We start from the raw sequence: 20,501 nt of genomic DNA, 5'->3' as shown, positions 1-20,501 counted from the left end.
GTGAGGCCGCGATTTCCCGCGCGTCTCCAGATATCAGTCAGGAGATTTCCATGAAAACCATAACCGCAGGACTGGCAGCGCTTCTGCTCAGCACCGCCGCATCCTTCGCTGCCGACGCGTGGAAGGAAGCCGAGGTCAATGGCGCCAAGATCTACACCGACGCCAATGGCATGACGCTTTACACCTATGACAAGGACGAGAAGGGCAAGAGCAACTGCTACGACAAATGCGCCACCAACTGGCCGCCGCTGAAAGCCGAAGCCGGCGCCAAGGCGGATGACGAGTGGAGCGTCGTCGACCGCACCGACGGCACCAAGATGTGGGCCTATGACGGCAAGCCGGTCTACACCTTCATAAAGGACAAGAAGCCCGGCGATGTGACCGGCGACGGCGTCGGCGAAGTCTGGCATATCGTCAAGGCCGACTAAGCACGCCAGTCCCGCTGCTGGCGGGACAAGGGCTGGTCGCCGGGCATCTCCATGCCACCGGCGGCCGGCATCGAACAGCCCGTTAGAATGTCGCCCGTCCCGGTTTGGGCAGCATTTCAACGACTCGGCGGAAAAATGAATCGGGTCGTTTCCGCTGACTCAGGCCCACCATCTGCCTTTCCCAAATTCTGTGATTTTCTCCATACACTCTAAGAGTGTATTGCTGCGGACCGGCCCGCAATTTGGGCGCTTCCCCTTGACCGGATGCAAAAGCGCGGCCATGTGAGCGACAAATAGAACGAGATTTCGTCGCGCGCAGCGGAATTCTTCTGCCGCACCACAGCTGATATGAGACCTCATGGACGTCGTCGTCGTCGAATCGCCGGCCAAGGCGAAGACAATCAACAAATACCTCGGCAAGAACTACAAGGTTCTGGCCTCGTTCGGCCATATCAGGGACTTGCCGGCCAAGGATGGCTCGGTGCGTCCGGATGAGGATTTCGCCATGTCCTGGGCGGTCGACACCGCCTCCGGCAAGCGCCTCGCCGACATCGCCAAGGCGGTCAAGGACGCCGACGGCCTGATCCTCGCCACCGATCCGGATCGCGAAGGCGAAGCGATTTCCTGGCATGTGCTGGAAGTTCTGAAGCAGAAGCGCGCGCTGAAGGACAAGCCGGTCAGCCGCGTCGTCTTCAACGCCATCACCAAATCGTCGGTGCTGGAAGCGATGGCCAATCCGCGCCAGATCGATGCGCCGCTGGTCGATGCCTATCTCGCCCGCCGGGCGCTGGATTATCTCGTCGGCTTCACGCTGTCGCCGGTGCTGTGGCGCAAACTGCCGGGCGCCCGTTCGGCCGGACGCGTCCAGTCGGTTGCGCTGCGTCTCGTCTGCGACCGCGAATCCGAGATCGAGCGCTTCATCCGCGAGGAATACTGGCAGATCGCTGCACTGCTGGGCACGCCGCGCAACGAGAATTTCGAAGCGCGGCTGACCGCCTTCGATCGCAAGAAGCTGCAAAAGCTCGACATTTCAAACAAGGCGCAGGCCGACGACATCAAGTCGATGCTCGAAGGCGCAACCTTCAAGGCGGTGTCGGTGGAAGCCAAGCCGACCAAGCGCAATCCCGGCCCGCCCTTCACCACCTCGACGCTGCAGCAGGCCGCCTCGTCGGGTCTCGGCTTCTCGGCCAGCCGCACCATGCAGGTGGCGCAACGCCTCTATGAAGGCATGGAGATCGGCGGCGAGACCACCGGTCTGATCACCTATATGCGAACCGACGGCGTGCAGATGGCACCCGAGGCGATCGACGCCGCACGCGATGCCATTGCCAAGGAATTCGGTCCGAAATACCTGCCGGAAAAGCCGCGCCAATATACGGCCAAAGCCAAGAACGCCCAGGAAGCGCACGAAGCGATCCGCCCGACAGATTTCATGCGCACCCCGGCATCGGTCAGGCAGTATCTCGATTCCGACCAGATGCGGCTCTATGAGCTGATCTGGAAGCGCGCCATCGCCAGCCAGATGCAGCCGGCCGAAATCGAGCGCACCACCGCCGAGATCGAGGCGGTCAATGGATCGCGCACCGCGGAGCTGCGTGCCATCGGTTCGGTCGTTCGGTTCGACGGTTTCATCGCCGCATACACCGACCAGAAGGACGACGATGCGGAAGACGAGGAAAATCGTCGCCTGCCCGAGATCCGTGCCGGCGAGCAGCTTGCCCGCCAGGCGATCAACGCCACCCAGCACACCACCGAGCCGCCGCCGCGTTACTCCGAAGCGTCGCTGATCAAGAAGCTGGAAGAGCTCGGCATCGGCCGGCCTTCTACCTATACGGCGATCCTGAAGACGCTCGAGGACCGCGACTATGTCACCATCGACAAGCGCCGGCTGGTGCCGCAGGCCAAGGGCCGGCTGCTGTCGGCTTTCCTCGAAAGCTTCTTCAAGCGCTATGTCGAGTACGACTTCACCGCGTCCCTCGAGGAAAAGCTCGACGAGATTTCCGACGGCAAGCTCGCCTGGAAGGACGTGCTGCGCGATTTCTGGAAGGATTTTTCCGGCGCAGTCGCCGACATCAAGGAACTGCGCGTCACCGACGTGCTCGACGCGCTGAATGAGGAGTTGGCGCCGCTGGTGTTCCCCGCGCGCGAAGACGGTTCGAATCCGCGCATCTGCCCGAAATGCGGCACCGGCAATCTGTCGCTGAAGCTCGGCAAGTTCGGCGCCTTTGTCGGCTGCTCCAACTATCCCGAATGCTCCTTCACCCGTCAGCTCGGCGACGCCGCCAACCCCAATGGTGAGAATGGCGGCGGCGAAGACGGCACCAAGGTCATCGGCAAGGACCCCTATACGTCAGAGGAAATCACGCTGCGCAGCGGCCGCTTCGGCCCCTATCTGCAACGCGGCGACGGCAAGGAAGCCAAGCGCTCCAGCCTGCCCAAGGGCTGGACGGCAGAGTCGATCGACCACGAAAAGGCGCTGGCGCTGCTGTCATTGCCGCGCGATGTCGGCCAGCATCCGGAAACGGCCAAGATGATCTCGGCCGGGCTCGGCCGTTACGGCCCGTTCGTGCTGCATGACGGCACCTATGCCAATCTCGAAAGCATCGAGGACGTGTTCTCGATCGGCCTCAACCGCGCCGTGTCGGTGATCGCCGAGAAGCAGCTGAAGGGCAAGGGCGGCCGCAATGGCGGCACGGCCGCTGCGCTCAAGGAGCTCGGCGACCACCCCGATGGCGGCGGCAAGATCGTCGTGCGCGACGGCAAATACGGGCCTTACGTGAATTTCGGCAAGGTCAATGCTACGCTGCCCAAGGGCAAGGATCCCCAGTCGGTGACGATGGAGGATGCGCTGGCGCTGATTGCCGAGAAGGAAGCCAAGGGCGGCGGCGGCAAAAAGCCGTTCCGCAAGGCGGCCGCGGCCAAAGCTCCGGCAACCAAGAAAGTAGCCGCCAAGAAGCCGGCTGCTAAGAAGCCGGCCGCGAAGAAAAAAGGGTAGGACAGCGTGGCGCGCAAGATCACCGGCAGAACCCACGGCGATCCGCGCACCGCCGACACCAGGGCCAAGGTCAAGGACGACTATCGGCCGTCGCGTGACGAAATCCTGCGCTACATTGCCGAAAATCCTGATCGCGCCGGCAAGCGCGACATCGCCAAGGCGTTCGCGCTGCGCGGCGACGACCGCATCTGGCTGAAGGATATTTTGCGCGACCTGCAGGACGAAGGCGTCCTCACCAAGGAGCGCAAGGGGCTGGCCCGCGTCGGTGCCCTGCCCCATGTCACGGTCCTCGATATTTTCGACCGCGATGCCGATGGCGTGCTCTTGGCGCGCCCAACCGAACACACAGCCAATGGGCCGCCGCCTATCGTTTCCATCCGCCTGTCGCGCAGTGGCAGTGGACCGGCGCCCGGCATTGGCGACCGCGTGCTGGCCAAGACCTTTCCGGCCGACGACACGAACGTCGCCCTGGGCGGCCCCGCCTACACCGGGCGGGTGGTGAAGATTTTCGAAAAACGTACCGATGCCGTGCTCGGTATCTTTCGCATCCTGCAGGACGGCACCTTCCGCATCGAACCGGTGGAACGGCGCCAGCCCGAACTGATCGTCGACAAGGAATTCCAGAACGGCGCCAAGAATGGCGACCTGGTCGAGGTCGAGCCGGCGCGAGCCTCCCGTTTCGGCTTGCCGAGAGCCAAGGTGCTCAACGTGCTGGGCTCTCTGACCAGCGAAAAGGCGGTCTCTATGATCGCCATCCATGCGCACGACATTCCGCATATCTTCCCGGCCGACGTCATCGCAGAATCCGAAGCCGTCAAACCGGCGACGCTTGACCATCGCGAGGATTGGCGCGACCTGCCGCTGGTCACCATCGATCCGGCCGACGCCAAGGACCATGACGACGCCGTCTTCGCCGCGCCGGATCCCGACGAGAAGAACCCCGGCGGCGTGGTTGCCACTGTCGCAATCGCCGACGTCGCCGCCTATGTGCGCTATGGCACTGCACTCGACCGCGAAGCGCTGAAGCGCGGCAACTCGGTCTATTTCCCGGATCGTGTCGTGCCGATGCTGCCCGAGCGCATCTCCAACGATCTCTGCTCGCTGCGCGAGGGCCAGGACCGGCCGGCATTGGCAGTGCGCATGATCTTTTCGGCCGAGGGCCGCAAGCTCAGGCACACCTTCCATCGCGTCATGATGAAGTCGGCGGCAAAGCTCGCCTACCAACAGGCTCAGGCGGCGATCGACGGCGCGCCGGACGACAAGACAGGCCCGATCCTCGAAACCGTGCTGAAGCCACTGTGGGACGCCTATGCGATCCTGAAGCGCGGCCGCGATGGCCGCCAGCCGCTCGAACTCGATCTGCCGGAGCGCAAGATCGTACTCAAGCCGGACGGCACCGTCGACCGCGTCATCGTGCCGGAGCGGCTCGATGCCCACAAGCTCATCGAAGAATTCATGATCCAGGCCAATGTCGCCGCGGCCGAGACGCTGGAGGCGAAGAAGCAGGAGCTGGTCTATCGCGTCCACGACGCGCCGTCGCTCGCCAAGCAGGAATCGCTGCGCGAGTTCCTGCAGACATTGGGCCTGTCACTGGCGCGCGGCGCGCAGATGCAGCCAAGCCAGTTCAACGGCATTTTGGAGCGCGTGCGCGGCGCCGACAATGAAGGCCTTGTCAACGAAGTGGTGCTGCGCTCGCAGAGCCAGGCCGAATACTCGCCAAAGAACATCGGCCATTTCGGTCTCAACCTCCGCCGCTACGCCCATTTCACCTCGCCGATCCGCCGCTATGCCGATTTGATCGTGCATCGCGGACTTATTGCCGCACTCGGACTGGGTCCGGGTGGACTGACGCAGGACGAAGCGGCACGGCTCGAAGATGTCGCGGTGCTGATCTCCGGCACGGAACGCCGCGCAATGGCGGCCGAGCGGGACACGGTCGACCGTCTGATCGCCGCCTATCTCGCCGAACGCGTCGATGACCGCTTCGATGCCCGCATCTCCGGCGTCACCAAATCAGGACTATTTGTCCAATTGCCGCAGTACGGCGCGGATGGTTTCATCCCGGTGTCAACTCTGGGCGGCGATTACTATATATACGATGAAACGGCTCGCTCCCTGTTCGGAGAACGCTCTGGCAAAGGCTACCAACTCGCGGACCGCGTCGAGGTCCGGCTTATCGAGGTGGCGCCGATGGCCGGCGCAATGCGCTTCGAGATGTTGACCGACCCAAAGCCTCTGCCGGGCTCCAAGCGGTCGTTTCACAAGGCCAAGGGCCGCGTCCGCGCGTCGCAATCGCGACCGGGTTCGCGCGGCAGGAGACGATGATGACAACAGCCATGGAAGAACAGGTTTTCGGCGGAGAACATCACTCGGGCCGGGCCGCACGCCCGCTGTGGACGGCGATGAAGCGCGGCCTGCTCGGCCGCTGCCCGCATTGCGGCGAAGGCAAGCTGTTTCGCGCTTTTACCAAGACCGTCGACACATGCGGCGTCTGCGGCGAGGAATTGCATCACCACCGGGCCGACGACCTGCCGGCCTACCTCGTCATCGTCATTGTCGGCCACATCGTGCTGGGCGCCTTCATGGGCGTTGAGGCGACGTCGACTTTGTCCATATGGCAGCACATCGCCATCTGGGTGCCGCTGACCATCCTTTTGTCGGTTGCGCTGCTGCAGCCGGTCAAGGGTGCCGTCATCGGACTGCAATGGGCCTTCTATATGCACGGCTTCGGCGGCGAGCACGACGTGATCGAGCCGCATCCCGGAGCCTAGGCCGCAGCCAAGAATGCTGCCTGGCGCAACATACCGACCGTGAAAGGCCACTTTCGCTTGCCAGAAGTTTCCGCTAGGTCCTGCGCATGGACGGTATGACCAAGGCGGAAGTCGACAGGATCGAGCGGAGCATGATCGCTCATAGCGACCGGCCAATTCGCCCGCGCGACGCGGCAACCCTCATCCTGCTCGACCGCAAGGACGACGACGTACTGGTTCTGATGGGTCGCCGCCATGCCGGCCACGCCTTCATGCCGGGCAAGTTCGTCTTTCCCGGCGGCCGCACCGATCCGGCCGATAGCCGCATACCGGTCGTCGCCGCCCTGCACCCGGAGCAGGAAGCCAAGCTGATCGCCGGGCCGGGGCGCACAAGCGCCGCACGAGCCCGCGCCATCGCCCTGTCGGCCATCCGAGAGACCTATGAGGAAGCCGGGCTGCTGATCGGCCGCAAGGGTGCTTTCGCAACCCCCAGATCCGACTGGCAAGGCTTTGCCGAACACGGCGTGCAACCCTCTCTCGACATGCTGCGCTTTGTCGCGCGCGCCATCACGCCGCCCAACCGGGTGCGCCGCTTCGACACCCGTTTCTTCAGCGCCTGGCGTGACGACGTCGCGGTCGAGCTGCCCGGTGGCGGTCCGACCAACGAACTGGAAGAGCTGGTCTGGCTGCCGCTTGCCAAGGCCAGGGAAGCCGACATACCCGACATCACCCGAATGATCCTGGACGAGTTGGAAAAGCGCCTCGCCCATGATCCGCTGTTGCGTCCAGGCGGTCCCGTGCCCTTCTACCGGCTGGTCCGCAGCCGCTTCATCCGCGAACTTCTCTAGAGCAATTCCAGGAAAGTGTGACGCGGTTTTCCGTCCGAATTGCGTAAGATCAAACAGACAGAGTATTCAGCATCCATGACGGTCGATACCCAACCAAAGGGCGACGAGCGCGTACACTGGCTGCCGATGGTGGCGGCGATCTCGTCGATCAGCGTCGTCGGCATCGCCATCGGCCTCGGCATGCCGCTGCTCAGCGTCATCCTTGAAACACGCGGCCACTCGGCTTCGATGATCGGCCTCAACACCGCCGTCGCCGGCCTCGCCTCGATCGCCGGTGCGCCGCTGGCGACCCCGCTCGCCATGCGCTTCGGCGTTGCCTGGACCATGATCGCCATGATCGCCGCCGGCGCGCTGGCCTTTGTCGGCTTCCATTTCGCACCCGATTTCTGGATGTGGTTTCCACTGCGCATCGTGCTGCACATTGCGCTGACGGTGCTGTTCATCCTGTCTGAATTCTGGATCAGCACCTCGGCGCCGCCGCACCGGCGCGGCCTTGTCCTTGGCATCTACGCCACTGTCCTGTCGCTCGGCTTTGCCGCCGGACCGTGGCTGTTCGCTCATCTCGGCAGTTCCGGCTTCAGGCCGTTCGGCGTCATCATCGCGTTGGTGACGCTGGCGGCCATACCCGTGCTGGCAGCACGCAACGAGAGCCCGTCGATCGCCTCGGATGGCGAAACCAGCAATTTCCTGCGCTACATCTGGCTGGTGCCGTCGGCGACCGCTGCCGTGCTGGTGTTCGGCGCGGTGGAAACCGGCGGCTTTGCGCTGTTCCCGATCTACGGCAGCCGAATCGGCTATTCCGAGGCCGATGCGGCCCTTCTGCTGACCATGATCGGCCTCGGCAATGTGTTGTTGCAGATCCCGATCGGCATGATCAGCGACCGCGTCAGCGATCGCCGCTACCTGCTGATTGCCTGCGCGACGGTCGGTCTTATCGGCACCGTGTTCATGCCCTTCTTCGCCCAGAATTGGCATTTGATGGCCGCGCTTCTGTTCGTCTGGGGCGGCGTCGTCGCTGCCATGTACACGATCGGCCTTGCCCATCTCGGCTCGCAGCTTTCCGGCCATGAACTGGCGTCGGCCAATGCCGCCTTCGTGCTGTGCTACGGCGTCGGCATGGTGCTCGGGCCGCAGGCGATCGGCATCGGCATGGATGCGTTCGGCCCGTCCGGCTTCGGCTGGTCGCTCGGCCTGTTCTTCGCCGCCTATATCGCTTTGGTCGCCGTCAGGTTGGTTCGCAAGATCCTGCTGTAGCGCGACTGCGGCCTGCCATGCATTTGGCACGGCACGGTGACAGGCTGCTGACAGAACCGTGTCAGGAGCACAGGGCTAAAAAGGTGTCCCAAAACACTTGAGGACACTTCCATGATCGACAGCGGCTTTGAAACCACATCGCTACGAATGACACTGCTTCTGCTCGTGACCTTCCAGGCTCCGGCCGCCGACGTCGACCGCATCATGGATGCCGTGGTGGCGATCGCGCCGCTGGCCATGGGCAAATATGACCGCAATGCCTATCAGTCGGCGCACGGCATCGAACGCTACAGGCCGCTTGACGGTGCGGCCGCCGGCGCCGAAACCGAAATGCGGCGGCGCCCCGGCACGGTCGAGGTTTCCTTCGAACTGCCGGACGACCAGGCGCTGGCCGCCCGCGTCGTCGAGGCGATTTTCCAGGCGCACTCCTACCAGGAACCAGTGATCCGCATTCAGCCGATTCTCGCCAGCCGTTCCAAGGGGCTGGACGACCGCGCCAATCCGAATCGCTGGTGGAACACGACCGGAGACTGGAAGAAGGTTGCGGCATCGGCGACGGAAACCGCATGATTTCCGCTCCCGAGCCGGCTCTGGTGGGTCGCACAAGGCCTACCGGGCTTGACTTTCCGGGCGCGTTCTTTATGTGTCGCGCCAAGTTTCCCGCGTCCGGGTGTTTCCCCGTGCTCCAGCGGCCAAAACCCCACGAACAAACGGACTGATATCATGGCCAAAGCCGCAAACATCAAGATCAAGCTTCTGTCGACCGCCGACACCGGTTTCTTCTACGTGACCAGCAAGAACAGCCGCACCAAGACCGACAAGCTGTCGTTCCGCAAGTACGACCCGGTCGCCAAGAAGCACGTCGAGTTCAAGGAAACCAAGATCAAGTAATCCGGGTTTCCCGCCGCAATGCCGAAACGCCGCCCAATGGGCGGCGTTTTTCGTTTGTAACAGTTGATTTCGTTGCATCCGAGCAGAGACTCCAGCCAAAGGATTGACCCTTAGCCATGGTTGCGGCACCCTTGGCCGTGGGTTGGGTGTCACGAATAAGGCGCCTATGGATGTCGAAGAAGTTGAAAGCTGCAATCATTGCAGCCCTTGTCGCTCTGGCTGCTGGCTTTGCCGTCAGCAACGGGCTGATAAGCCAGCAGACGGCCGATGAGATCAAGGCCAGGACTGACCAGGTTCTGACTGAGGAAGAGGCCGCACCGCCTGCACCTCAGCCTGACAGCCCCGGTACGCCTTCCACGGAACCCGCACCGCAGGCTCCGACACCTCCCGCCGCGGCACCCCCGCAAGGATCACAACAGGGTCAATGAAGAAGCCTCGCCAGGATGGGCTCCTCTCGTGCGATCGCACCATCTGAGTGTATCGTTTTAATACAATCGCCAATTGGTAGACTTGCACCACGGATAGGTAGTTAGTTTCAGCGTCAGGCAAAAAGGGGGGAAATGCCTCGCACTGGGAGAAAACGATGTCCGTACAAAAAGGCGACTTTCGAACCAACAGAGCCGACTACGTGATTGCCGCGATGCATGGCGGAGTGACCGCCGAAGACAGCGTTCGAGACGAGAACCTGGCAAGGAGAAAGAAGTCCCTGTGGCTGAAGGAGCGGCGATCGGCCAAATCGGCTGAAAACCCGTTGGACAGCTCGCCGCTGTCCAAAAGAAGCCCTCGCGGTTAGCGGTCTACAATCGCCTTCCGCGATCACACCATATCCGCACACAACCCACTCGCCCATATTGCAAGGGCCACCGTCGGTGTTGACTAACTCCGACGGTGGCCTAGTTCGCGGCAAAATGACCTCCGTTCTTTTGAGAAGACGGCGGGACTAAGGTCTTGCGCCCTAGACGCAAAGGTCCGAGCGATCCTGTTAGGTTCCGGAAATGTCTCTTGGACGTTCCGCTATTTTATCCAATTGAAATGTAGCGTTACCGTGTATGTCCCGCCCGATAGCGGCGCCTGATCCGGCTGCCCGCATCCGACCCGGCTGCGTCCCCTCAGCCGATGCGCTCGCCGCTTTTCGCATCGAACAGATGCAGCTGGTCCGGTTCGGCCGCCAACCGCACCACGTCGCCGGACTTGACGCCGGCACGGCCCATGGCAAAGACGCACAGCTGCTGGCTGGCTAGCTTGACGTAGAACTGCGTCGAAAGGCCGAGCGGCTCGACCACACCCACCTCGCCCTTCAACGCACCCTCGTCCGCCAGCTTGATATGCTCGGGCCGCAAACCGACGGTGATGGCGTCACCGTGGGTCAGTGGCAAGCCTTCCGGCAGCCGCAGCGCCTGGCCGTCGGCCAGTACGGCCTCCAACGTAGCGCCCTTGCGAACCGTCGCCGGCAGAAAATTCATGCCGGGCGAACCGATGAAACCTGCAACGAACATGTTGGCCGGCCGGTCGTAGAGATCGAGCGGCGCGCCGACCTGCTGGATCAGCCCGTCATGCATGACGACGATCCGGTCGGCCATGGTCATCGCCTCGATCTGGTCGTGCGTGACATAGACCGATGTCGTCTTCAGTTGCTGGTGCAGCGCCTTGATCTCGGCGCGCATATGGACGCGCAGCTTGGCGTCGAGGTTCGACAGCGGCTCGTCGAACAGGAAGACCTTGGGGTCGCGCACGATCGCCCGGCCCATGGCGACGCGCTGGCGCTGGCCGCCGGACAATTGCCGCGGCAGGCGCTGCAGGAAGGTGTCGAGCCCGAGCCGCTTGGCGGCGCCGTCCACCCTGGAGTCGATCGTCGCCTTCTCCGCCTTCTTCAGGAGCAGGCTGAAGCCCATGTTCTTCGACACGTCCATATGCGGATAAAGCGCGTAGGACTGGAACACCATGGCGATGTCGCGGTCCTTGGGTGCTACGTCATTGACCAGCCGCTCGCCAATGCGGATCTCGCCGCCGGAAGCCTCCTCCAGCCCGGCGATCATGCGCAAAAGCGTGGACTTGCCGCAGCCCGACGGCCCAACCAGGACGACGAACTCGCCATCGGCGATTTCAAGGTCGACCGCGTGCAGGACGCGGACGGCGCCATAATCCTTGCGGACCTTCTCGAGCGTAACAGAGGCCATCGATCTATCCTTTGACGGCGCCGGCGGTCAGGCCGGTGACGAGATAGCGTTGCAGGAAGGCGAAGAAGATGCAGACCGGGATCAACGCCAGGATGGATGCCGCCATCATCTGTCCCCAATCGACGGCGAACTTGCCGATGAAGGTGAGCAAGCCGACGGCGAAGGTCTTCTGGTCGTCGCTGGAAATCAGCATCAGCGCGAACAGAAGCTCGCTCCAGGCGGCGGTGAAGACGAAGCCGAGCGTGGCGCCCATACCGGGCAGCGTCAGCGGTACAATCACCTTGCGCATCGCCTGCGCACGCGTGCAGCCGTCGATCATCGCCGCTTCCTCCAGATCCTTGGGGATGCCGTCGAAAAAGGACTGCATGAGGAAGGTGGCAAAGGCCGTGTTGAAGGCGGTGTAGATGATGATCAGCCCGGTCAGGCTGTTGATCAAGCCGATCTGACCCATCACGCGGTAGATCGGCGGAATGACCATCACCAGCGGAAAGGTCTGGGTCAAAAGCAACATCAGCGCCAGTGCTGCCTTGCCGCGAAAGGTGAAGCGCGACATGGCATAGCCGGCAAGCGTGGCGATGATTGTCACCAGTGCCGCCGTCGACACCGAGACGATGACGCTGTTGAGGAAATAGCGGGGGAAATCGGTGGCCTCGAGCACGGTGACGAAGTTCTGCAGCGTCATGTGCGACGGCCAGAAGGTGATGCCTTCGGAATAAAGCAGCCGCTCCGGCGTGACCGAGATCTTCAGCGTCCAGTAGATCGGGAACAAGGCAAAGAGCACGTAAGCCGCGATTGCCGCGTAGAGGCCGATGCCGCCGAAGAAGCGCTGCGAGGCTGTGCGTCCTGCGATCATCAGACGTGCCTCACCAGGGTGCGGCGGATACCGATCAGCGCAATCGCATAGGCAATGAGCAGGACCAATAGCAGCACGGCCACCGCCGAGGCATAGCCCTTGTCCAGCGATTTGAAGGCGCTGACATAGATGTAGACCGGCACCGTGTTGGTCGAGCCGGCCGGTCCGCCTTCGGTCATGACGAAGATCAGGTCGGCGAAGGTGGCGATCCAGATGGTGCGCAACATTACGGTGATGGCGATGGTCGGCGCCAGGAATGGCAGCGTCACCTTGGTGAAGCGCTGCCAGGGCGAAGCGCCGTCGATCGCCGCCGCCTCATGCAGTTCCGACGGGATCGACTTCAGCGCCGCCAAGAGCGTGATGGCGAAGAAAGGAATGCCGAACCAGATATTGGCGACGATCGGCCCCCACATGGCGGTTGACGGATCGGACAGTACATTGGTCGGCTCGGCCTTCAGCCCCAATGCAAACAGCCAGTGCGGCAGCGGGCCGATGATCGGATTGAACAGCCAGGCCCAGGTCAGGCCCGACAGGAAGGACGGCACCGCCCAGGGCAGGAACACCAGGGCTTGTACAGCCTTGCGGCCGCGAAACGGCTTGTCGAGCAGAAGCGCCAGGCCAAGGCCGAGGAAGAACTGGAAGAAAAGGCTGGCGACCGTCCACCACAACGTGTTGACCAGCGCCTGGCCCAGCACCTGATCCGACAGCATCGCCTGATACTGGCCGAGCCCGACATATTCGGACTTGAAGGCGGAGAACTTGCGGAAGGAGTAGCTGATGCCGATGACCAGCGGCACCAGAAGCACCACGACCAGCAGGATGATCGCCGGGCTGAGATAGAGCCATGGCTCGATAGCGGCATGGGATAGCCGCTTGCGACGCGGCTTGCCGACGGATCGTATTTCGGACACGGCGTAGGTCATTGGCTCGGGGGCGCTCCTGGAACGGCGTCGGGGCTGATGACAAGCGTCCTTCTCCCCGTTTCACGCGGAGAAGATGCCGGTCCACCCTCCGCAGCTGCTGCGGAAGACGGGCAGGCAGATGAGGGGCAGCGCGAACCTATCGAGGCATAGCGCCGCCCCTCATCCGTCACTTCGTGACACCTTCTCCCCGCAAACGGGGAGAAGGGAAGAAAAACTACTTCTTGTTCTTCGCCATCCAGTCCTGCTGTTCCTTGGTCAGGAAGGCAGCCCACTGGTCGGCGACGTCCTTGGCCGTCTTCTGGCCAAGCAGCACTTCCTGAAAATTCTTGATCGCCACCTGGTCGACGAAATTGCCGAGGTTCTCCAGATGCGTCGGCGGGGTGACCATTTCATATTTGGAGCTGTCGCTGAGCTCTGTGAACCAGCCCTTGAACTGCTCGGTCTTGAAATGGGGATCTTGGTCGGCACCGTTGTGGATCGGGACGACGCCGACTTCCTTGGCCCATTCCAGATTGTCCTTCGGCGACAAAAGGGTCGCCATCAGCTTCCAGGCGTCGTCCTTGTGCTGCGAGTTGGCGAACATGGCCCAACCGGCATAGCCGAGTGTCGGATAGGATTTGCCGCTCGGCCCGACCGGCAATGGCGCTACCGCGAAATCGTCGGCGCTCATCTTGTCGGCGATGCCGAGCAGCGCGTCCGGATCCTGGTTGAGCATAGCGCAGGTGCCGGAATAGAAGCCGGTGACCGTTTCGTTGAAACCCCAGCTCACCGCATCCTTCGGCGCCAGTCCGTCCTTGTACATGTCGGCCAGCATCTGCAGGCCCTTGACCGAGCCCTCCTCGTTGATCGTCGAAGTGCCGTCCTCGTTGAAGTAACCGCCCTTGCCGGCGGCGATGTTCATGAACATGTGCATGCCATTGAAGGCGCCCGGCCCGCCGCGCAGGCAGTAGCCGTACTTGCCCGGGAGCGCGGAAATCTTCTTGGAATCGGCGACGAAATCTTCAAGCGTCGCCGGCGGGCCATCGAGGCCGGCCTCCTTGAACAGTTTCTTGTTCCAGAACAGCGCGTTCACATAGTAGCCGTAGGGGATCATGAACTGGGTGTTGTCGACGGTCGAGCCGAACTGTTTCGCGCGGTCGCCAAGCGTCTTGGCGTCATCCCATTTGGCCATATACGGGCCGAGATCCTCGAGTTGGGCATTGTTGGCATAGAGGCCCATCCAGCGCTCCGGCATCTCGACCACGTCGGGCGTATCGCCGGCCTGCACCATGGTCAGGAATTTCTCGAACGCCTGCCCCCAGGGCAGCGAGATCAGTTCGACCTTGATGCCTGGATTGGCCGTTTCGAACTCGGCGATCTGCTTCTTCAGGAATTCGGTGCGTGGCGGGCTGGTGATGACTTCGACCATTTTCAGGGTCGAATCGGCCACAGCATTTCCGGCGGAAATCGCCAGTCCCGCAACGGTGGCAAGCATGACGGTCAGTTTTTTCATGTTCAAGACTCCCATTTTGAACCCGCTTGTTATTTTCTGGCTTTTTCGAAGGCTTGGGCGACATCCGCCCACAGGTCTTCGACACTCTCCAATCCGACATTGAAGCGGATGGTTCGGGGGCTGACGCCGAAGCGCGCCATCGAATTCAGGCCCGGCGTCTGCTCCAGCGACGCCTTGGCCGGCACGACCAGGCTTTCATGCCCGCCCCAGCTGACGCCGATGCGGAAATATTTCAGCGCGTCGACGAAGACGGGGATGTCGATATCGTCCGTCACCTCGAAGGAGAACAGACCGGCATAGCCGGCCAGCGTCGCCTTGCCCGGATGGTTCGAGTAGACGGGGTGGTTGACCCGCTCGACAGCGGCATGCGCCTTCAGGCGTTCGGCGATGGTCAAGCCGCTCTTCATGTGATGCGGCAGGCGCAGCGGCAGCGTGCGCAGGCCGCGCAGCAAAAGCCACGCCTCGAACGGTGACAGCTTGCCGCCGAGATAGGAATAGGTCTGCTCGTTGATGTGCTTGATGTGGGCAGCCGAACCCGCCACGACGCCCGCGACCGTATCGCTGTGGCCGCCAAGGTATTTCGAGGCCGAATGCAGCACCAGGTCGACGCCATGCGTGATCGGCTTCTGGAACACCGGCGTCGCCCAGGAATTGTCGATCGTGGTGACGATGCCCTGTTCCTTGGCCAACCGTGTCAGATGCGCGATGTCCTGCAGCTCGAACATCATCGAGGTCGGGCTTTCCAGATAAAGCAGCTTGGCGCCGGGAAGTGCCGCCGCGACCGCATCCGGGTCGGAGCCGTCGACATAGTCGACCTTGATGTTGAGGCGCGGCAACAGCCGCTCGAACAAACGGTAGGCATCGCCATAGCAATTGCGCACCGCCACGATGCGCTCGCCCGCACCGACGAACGCAAGCACTGTGGCGCTGATCGCCGCCATGCCACTGGAAAAGCCGCGCGCGGCTTCTGCGCCCTCGAGCTCTGCCACGCGCGCCTCGAACTCCATCACCGTGGGATTGTCGCCGCGCGAGTAGATCGGCTGCCTTCGTTTGCCGGCAAAGGTATCGGCCATCTCGGCATAGTTGGCGAAGGTGAACAGCGAGGTCTGGTAGATCGGCGGCACCACCGCACCGCCAGGGAACGGTTCGTCATGCGCCAAAAGCGTGGCCGCTTCGGTGAGATAGTCGTAATCGAAACCTGATGGATGCTCGTTCATGTCTGGCTCGAGAGTTTGAGTTTGGCCGCGCCGCGCTTGAGGTCGTCCTCGACGGTGGCGATCAGCTTGAGCGCCTCGGCGCGAGCGCCCTGCGGATCGCGGGCAGCAATGCGTTCGTAGATGGTCCGGTGGTAGGGAAAGCTGGCGTGGCCGAAGTCACGCACGCCGAGCGGATGCTCCCAGAAGCGGTGAAACAGCTCATGCATGGCGGCGATGATCTGCTCGAACAGCGGATTGCCCGAGACCCGGTAGATCGCCTGATGGAACTCCCAATCCTCTTCCGACGACATGCCCTCGCGCGTGCGGAACGCCTGTTCCATGATGTCGAGCTTGCGTGCGATCTCAGCAATATCGGCTTGGCTGGCGCGTTCGGCGCAAAGGGCTGCTGCCTCCGCCTCCAGCGCGCGGCGGATCTCCAGCGTCTGCATCAGGCTGGTGAAATCATTGCCGCCGGCCAGTGTCAGCGGCATGTGCAGCATATCAGGCGAAACAGCCGCCTTGAGATAGGTGCCGCTGCCTTGCCGGCGTTCGACGAGGCCGAGCCCTTCCCAGCGTGTCAGAGCCTCGCGCACGGTGTTGCGGCTGACCTTCAGCCGCTCGGCGAGGATGCGTTCGGTTGGGAGTCTGTCGCCCAGCTGCAGGGCTTCGGCGCGAACAAATCCCACCAACGCCTTCAACACGGCGTCGTCGCGCGCCGTGATTTGAATGGGTGGCAGGCTGTTCTGGTCCACATTTCCTCCGAGTGGTCCAATGGTCCAACCAATTCTGCACAGTTGAAAACTCCTGTCAACCAACTGTCAGGAGCACTGTCGGAGGAAGCGACGCAATATTCTCAAGGCGGTCGCGCGATCGCGTCTGCTAACCTGCGGCAGCAGGCGGCCCGAACCAGGTGGTCAGCGCGTCCACAAGGCCCCGTTGGGTTCCCGCCCCGGCCCAAGCCACATAACCATCGGGCCGGATCAAGACCGCGTCGGGCGCAACGACACTCCCGAGAGCCGGCAGGTCCCAGATACCGGCGTAACCGGCGTCGATCTGCCGAACCCGTTCTGCCCAGGGCGCGATGTCCAGTCTGCCGGGCTCACCGAGGTTGAGCAGCACGGGCCGCGCGTCGTGCAGCAAGGTGAAGACCCGCAACGGTCCGCCGGCGGTGGTCAGATCGAGATCGGGCATTCGCCGCCCAAGCAGCGGGTGCCCCTCGCCGAGGTCGTAGTGGACACAAAGGCCGGACATCTCGGCTGCGATCTTTTTGCGGGGTTCATCCATGCCGAGCAACTCGGCAACGGTGTCGGCCAAGGCCTTGCTGCGGTCATCCGTGCGGCGAAGCGCGACCTGCGCCATCGTGTTACGCAACACGCGGGCAGCAACCGGATGGCGCTCGGCATGATAGCTGTCGAGAAGGCTTTCCGGCGATATCCCCTTGATGACCTGGGCCAGCTTCCATCCAAGGTTCACCGCATCCTGCACGCCGATATTGAGGCCCTGTCCACCCATCGGCGGATGGACGTGGGCGGCATCGCCGGCCAGGAGCACGCGTCTGTCGCGATATGCGGCAGCCTGGCGCGTCATGTCGGTGAAGCGGGAGAGCCAGGTCGGGCTGTGGACCGCGAAATCGGTGCCATAGATGGCAGCCAGCGCCTCGCTGAGCTCGCGTAGCGTCGGTTCGCCGCGCGCCTCCAGGCGGGGCTCCGTCAGCACGACGCCAACCTTCTTGCCGTCCTCGATCTTACCCAGGGCATGAATTCCGGAGGCGTTGCTGCGGAAGCCCCATGGCGGTTCTTCCGACATTGCGACCTCGGCAATCATCCAGCTCATCGTCGGATCCCATCCGGCGAACTCGATACCGGCCGCCTTGCGAATGGTGCTGCGGCCTCCGTCGCAGCCGACCAGATATGCGGCCCTCAGGCGGTGACCGGTGGACAGTTCGACGTCGACGCCGCTGTCGTCCTGGATAAACCCCGCAACCTCGTGTTCACGATAGATCGGCACCTTCAACTCGCCGACCCAGTCGGCCAGGATGCGCTCGATGTGGTTCTGCCGCAGCGCCAACAGGTAATTGTGCCGGGTTGGGAAGTCGCTGATGTCCAGGCGGATCATGTGAAAACCTACGGCCGGGCTCACTTGGCCCTGCGAGAGGAACCGATCGGCAATTCCGCGCTGGTCGAGCACCTCGATGGTGCGTGCATGGAGGCCGCCTGCGCGCAGGCCGGCAAGTTTCTGATCCGGCCGCCTTTCGACAATGGCAACGTCGACGCCTGCTAGCGCCAGTTCGCCCGCCAGCATCAATCCCGTCGGACCACCCCCGGCGATCACCACCGCATGATCTGAAACCATTGTCATCACTCCCGTTTTCCGCACCTTGGTTCGGGTCGGTTTTACGGGAGGAGCCGGGTCTTGCCGCAAGCCCCTTGTGCGCCATATGTATGAAATGGAAGGGAACGGTATTGTTTCCCCTGTTGGTTGCCGCGGAACAAGCGCTCGGGGCAATTTCCCCTAACGATATCCAGATTTTCAGGCGCAAAAACCCAGAGTCTTCCGTGCTTTGGCACGGAGCTCTGATGTTCATTGGAAAGAAGGGGGCCGGTCGGCGTTTGGCAGCGGTACGAGGAGGCCACTATGTGCCAGCGCCGGCCGGCCGACCCCACGGACCCAGGAGATGCGGCGGACCTGAGCATCATGGGGTATTCCCAGGGACCGGAGCCGGCGGTCTATCCTCGTGCCGGCTTCGTCTTGGCCTGCACAGTCGCGCAAGAGCTTATAAAAATCAACAGTTTCTTAACCAAGGCTCGCGAATCGCTTGGATTAAGGTAAACGGGTAACCCTGTCGGGTTGACTGGATAATCGGGGCTGGATCACTACGCCGCCTTGGCGACGACCCGATTGCGGCCGCCGCTTTTGGCTTCGTAGAGCGCGAGATCGGCACGCTTCATCAGCGCCGCCACCGTGTCCACGCCCTTCAGCACCGACGACACGCCGACGCTGACCGTGACTTCGATCGCCTTGCCGTCCTGGCCAATGGCGAAAGCCGCCTGGGCGATTTCGGCGCGAATGCGCTCGGCCACCTTCTCGGCCACCGCGCCCTCGGTATCCGGCATCACCACGACGAACTCCTCGCCGCCAAAGCGGCAGGCAAGGTCGATACCCCTGACATTCTTGCGCAGCCGCCGTGCGAATTCCCGCAGCACCTCGTCGCCGCCATCATGACCGTGCGCGTCGTTGATCGCCTTGAAGCGATCGAGGTCGGTGATCATCACCGACAGCGGCCGGCGCCGTGCCACGGCGCGATCGAACAGCGTCTGCAGATGGCTGTCCAGATAGCGGCGATTGTGCAGCCCGGTCAGACCGTCGGTCACCGCCATTTCGATTGTCTGAGTGACGCTGGCCCGTAGCTGGTCGTTGTAGCGCTTACGGCGCACCTGCGTGCGCAGCCGTGCCGTCAGTTCCTGCTGGTCGATCGGCCGCATGAGATAGTCGTTGATGCCGAGTTCCAGGCCGCGAATGATGCGTTCCTCCTCGCCCTCCTCCGCCAGCAGGATAATCGGCACGAAGCGGGTGCGATCGAGCGAGCGCAACTGCGAACAGAGCCTCAGCGGATCGAAATCGGCGAACGCGGTCGAGATCATCACGCATTCATAGGATGTCTCGGCGGCCTGGAAGAAACCGGCATGCGGATCATGCGTGACGTCGAGGTCGGCCCGGTCGCGCAGCATCTTCTGGATGCGCTCGACGGATGTTTTGCGCTCGTCGATCAAAAGCACTTTCGGCGTCGTGTCCTCGGATGCGAAATTGCGGCTGAGCAACTCCTCGATGCCGATATTGCGCGTCGTCGAGGCGCGCAGCCGCAACTCGTCGGTCAGCGACTTCAGCCGAACCAGGCTCTTGACGCGCGTCATCAGCTGCAGGTCGTTGACCGGCTTGGTCAGGAAGTCGTCGGCGCCGGCCTCAAGCCCGCGGACGCGGTCGGAAACCTGGTCCAGTGCGGTGATCATCACCACCGGAATGTGCGATGTCGCCGGATCGCTCTTCAGCCGCCGACAGACCTCGAAGCCGTCCATATCAGGCATCATCACATCGAGCAGCACGACATCGACCTTGCCGTTCTCGCAGGTCTCGATCGCATCCGGCCCGTTGGTGGCGGTCAACACTTCGAAATATTCGGCCAGCAGCCGCACTTCCAGCAGCCGCACATTGGCAGGGATATCGTCGACGACGAGGATCCGCGCAGTCATTTCATAACGCTCCGACTCGGCTGAAGGGGCACATCACGCATCGCCCAGATAGGATTTGATGGTTTCGATGAAACGCGGCACCGAGATCGGCTTCGAAATATAAGCCTCGCAGCCACCCTGGCGGATACGTTCCTCGTCGCCTTTCATGGCGAAGGCGGTCACGGCGATGACGGGGATGACGTGCAGTTCGTCGTCCTCCTTCAGCCATTTGGTCACTTCAAGCCCCGACACCTCAGGCAACTGGATATCCATCAAGATGAGATCCGGCCGGTGCTGGCGTGCCAGATCGAGCGCTTCCAGACCGTTGCGGGTGCGCACGGTCTCGTAACCGCTTGCCTCGATGAGGTCCCGAAAGAGCTTCATGTTGAGCTCATTGTCCTCGACGATCATAACCTTCTTCGGCATCGATATCCCGTCCCGGCCGCCCTTCCGCTTCGAAGGCGACCG

Annotated in this window: 17 protein-coding genes; 8 read left to right on the top strand and 9 right to left on the bottom strand. The window is 62.6% G+C overall.

All coding sequences use genetic code 11. From position 1 onward, the window contains the following. The first annotated feature begins 50 nt into the window (after positions 1-50). The 8 genes from A4R29_RS12745 to rpmG all read left to right on the top strand — a co-directional run bounded on the left by A4R29_RS12745 (position 51) and on the right by rpmG (position 9,166). The gene (locus tag A4R29_RS12745) at positions 51-428 is read left to right on the top strand and encodes a COG4315 family predicted lipoprotein (protein WP_024503571.1); all 378 of its coding nucleotides are present in this window, start codon (positions 51-53) and stop codon (positions 426-428) included. A gap of 358 nt (positions 429-786) precedes the next feature. After that, on the top strand, positions 787-3,423 hold the full coding sequence (gene topA, locus A4R29_RS12740) for a type I DNA topoisomerase (RefSeq protein ID WP_013531916.1): 2,637 nt from the start codon (positions 787-789) through the stop codon (positions 3,421-3,423). 6 nt (positions 3,424-3,429) lie between these two features. Next, on the top strand, positions 3,430-5,748 hold the full coding sequence (rnr, locus tag A4R29_RS12735; protein WP_027161473.1) for a ribonuclease R: 2,319 nt from the start codon (positions 3,430-3,432) through the stop codon (positions 5,746-5,748). Positions 5,749-5,759: 11 nt separating this feature from the next. Next, positions 5,760-6,194: a DUF983 domain-containing protein gene (locus tag A4R29_RS12730; RefSeq protein WP_024503574.1), complete on the top strand. Its 435-nt coding sequence runs from the start codon at positions 5,760-5,762 to the stop codon at positions 6,192-6,194. 86 nt (positions 6,195-6,280) lie between these two features. Next, a complete protein-coding gene (locus A4R29_RS12725; protein WP_027161472.1) occupies positions 6,281-7,021 on the top strand; it encodes an NUDIX hydrolase in 741 nt (246 codons plus the stop codon). 75 nt (positions 7,022-7,096) lie between these two features. Next, complete coding sequence (locus tag A4R29_RS12720; RefSeq protein WP_024503576.1) at positions 7,097-8,275, top strand: MFS transporter; 1,179 nt, start codon at positions 7,097-7,099, stop codon at positions 8,273-8,275. A 111-nt stretch (positions 8,276-8,386) separates the two neighbouring features. Then, a complete protein-coding gene (locus tag A4R29_RS12715) occupies positions 8,387-8,845 on the top strand; it encodes a YqfO family protein (protein ID WP_063172046.1) in 459 nt (152 codons plus the stop codon). Between the two features lie 153 nt (positions 8,846-8,998). Beyond that, positions 8,999-9,166: a 50S ribosomal protein L33 gene (gene rpmG / locus A4R29_RS12710; RefSeq protein WP_006201775.1), complete on the top strand. Its 168-nt coding sequence runs from the start codon at positions 8,999-9,001 to the stop codon at positions 9,164-9,166. Between the two features lie 1,109 nt (positions 9,167-10,275). On the opposite strand, the gene A4R29_RS12705 is transcribed toward rpmG, so the two are convergent. The 9 genes from A4R29_RS12705 to A4R29_RS12660 form a co-directional block, all read right to left on the bottom strand. After that, positions 10,276-11,343 (bottom strand): ABC transporter ATP-binding protein, encoded by a 1,068-nt coding sequence (locus tag A4R29_RS12705; protein WP_013531923.1) that lies wholly within the window; start codon positions 11,341-11,343, stop codon positions 10,276-10,278. Positions 11,344-11,347: 4 nt separating this feature from the next. Continuing rightward, a complete protein-coding gene (locus A4R29_RS12700) occupies positions 11,348-12,196 on the bottom strand; it encodes a carbohydrate ABC transporter permease (protein ID WP_013531924.1) in 849 nt (282 codons plus the stop codon). Then, a complete protein-coding gene (locus A4R29_RS12695) occupies positions 12,196-13,119 on the bottom strand; it encodes a carbohydrate ABC transporter permease (protein WP_013531925.1) in 924 nt (307 codons plus the stop codon). The genes A4R29_RS12700 and A4R29_RS12695 overlap by 1 nt, the downstream gene beginning before the upstream one ends. Positions 13,120-13,333: 214 nt before the next feature. After that, positions 13,334-14,611 (bottom strand): ABC transporter substrate-binding protein, encoded by a 1,278-nt coding sequence (locus A4R29_RS12690; protein WP_063172045.1) that lies wholly within the window; start codon positions 14,609-14,611, stop codon positions 13,334-13,336. A 29-nt stretch (positions 14,612-14,640) separates the two neighbouring features. Beyond that, positions 14,641-15,828: a PLP-dependent transferase gene (locus tag A4R29_RS12685; protein ID WP_063172044.1), complete on the bottom strand. Its 1,188-nt coding sequence runs from the start codon at positions 15,826-15,828 to the stop codon at positions 14,641-14,643. Continuing rightward, positions 15,825-16,559, bottom strand: a complete 735-nt coding sequence (locus A4R29_RS12680) for a FadR/GntR family transcriptional regulator (RefSeq protein ID WP_013531928.1) — start codon at positions 16,557-16,559, stop codon at positions 15,825-15,827. The genes A4R29_RS12685 and A4R29_RS12680 overlap by 4 nt, the downstream gene beginning before the upstream one ends. A 127-nt stretch (positions 16,560-16,686) precedes the next feature. Continuing rightward, positions 16,687-18,159: an FAD-dependent monooxygenase gene (locus tag A4R29_RS12675; RefSeq protein ID WP_063172043.1), complete on the bottom strand. Its 1,473-nt coding sequence runs from the start codon at positions 18,157-18,159 to the stop codon at positions 16,687-16,689. A gap of 521 nt (positions 18,160-18,680) precedes the next feature. Beyond that, entirely contained in the window at positions 18,681-20,054 is a 1,374-nt protein-coding gene (locus A4R29_RS12665) for a PleD family two-component system response regulator (RefSeq protein WP_024503582.1), read from the bottom strand. Between the two features lie 33 nt (positions 20,055-20,087). Beyond that, positions 20,088-20,459, bottom strand: a complete 372-nt coding sequence (locus tag A4R29_RS12660) for a response regulator (RefSeq protein ID WP_013531932.1) — start codon at positions 20,457-20,459, stop codon at positions 20,088-20,090. Between the last annotated feature and the right edge of the window lie 42 nt (positions 20,460-20,501).

The organism is Mesorhizobium ciceri biovar biserrulae (assembly GCF_001618845.1).
Classification (GTDB): domain Bacteria; phylum Pseudomonadota; class Alphaproteobacteria; order Rhizobiales; family Rhizobiaceae; genus Mesorhizobium; species Mesorhizobium ciceri.
Note: the sequence above shows the minus strand (reverse complement) of the source record. Positions and strands in the feature narration are given on the sequence as shown.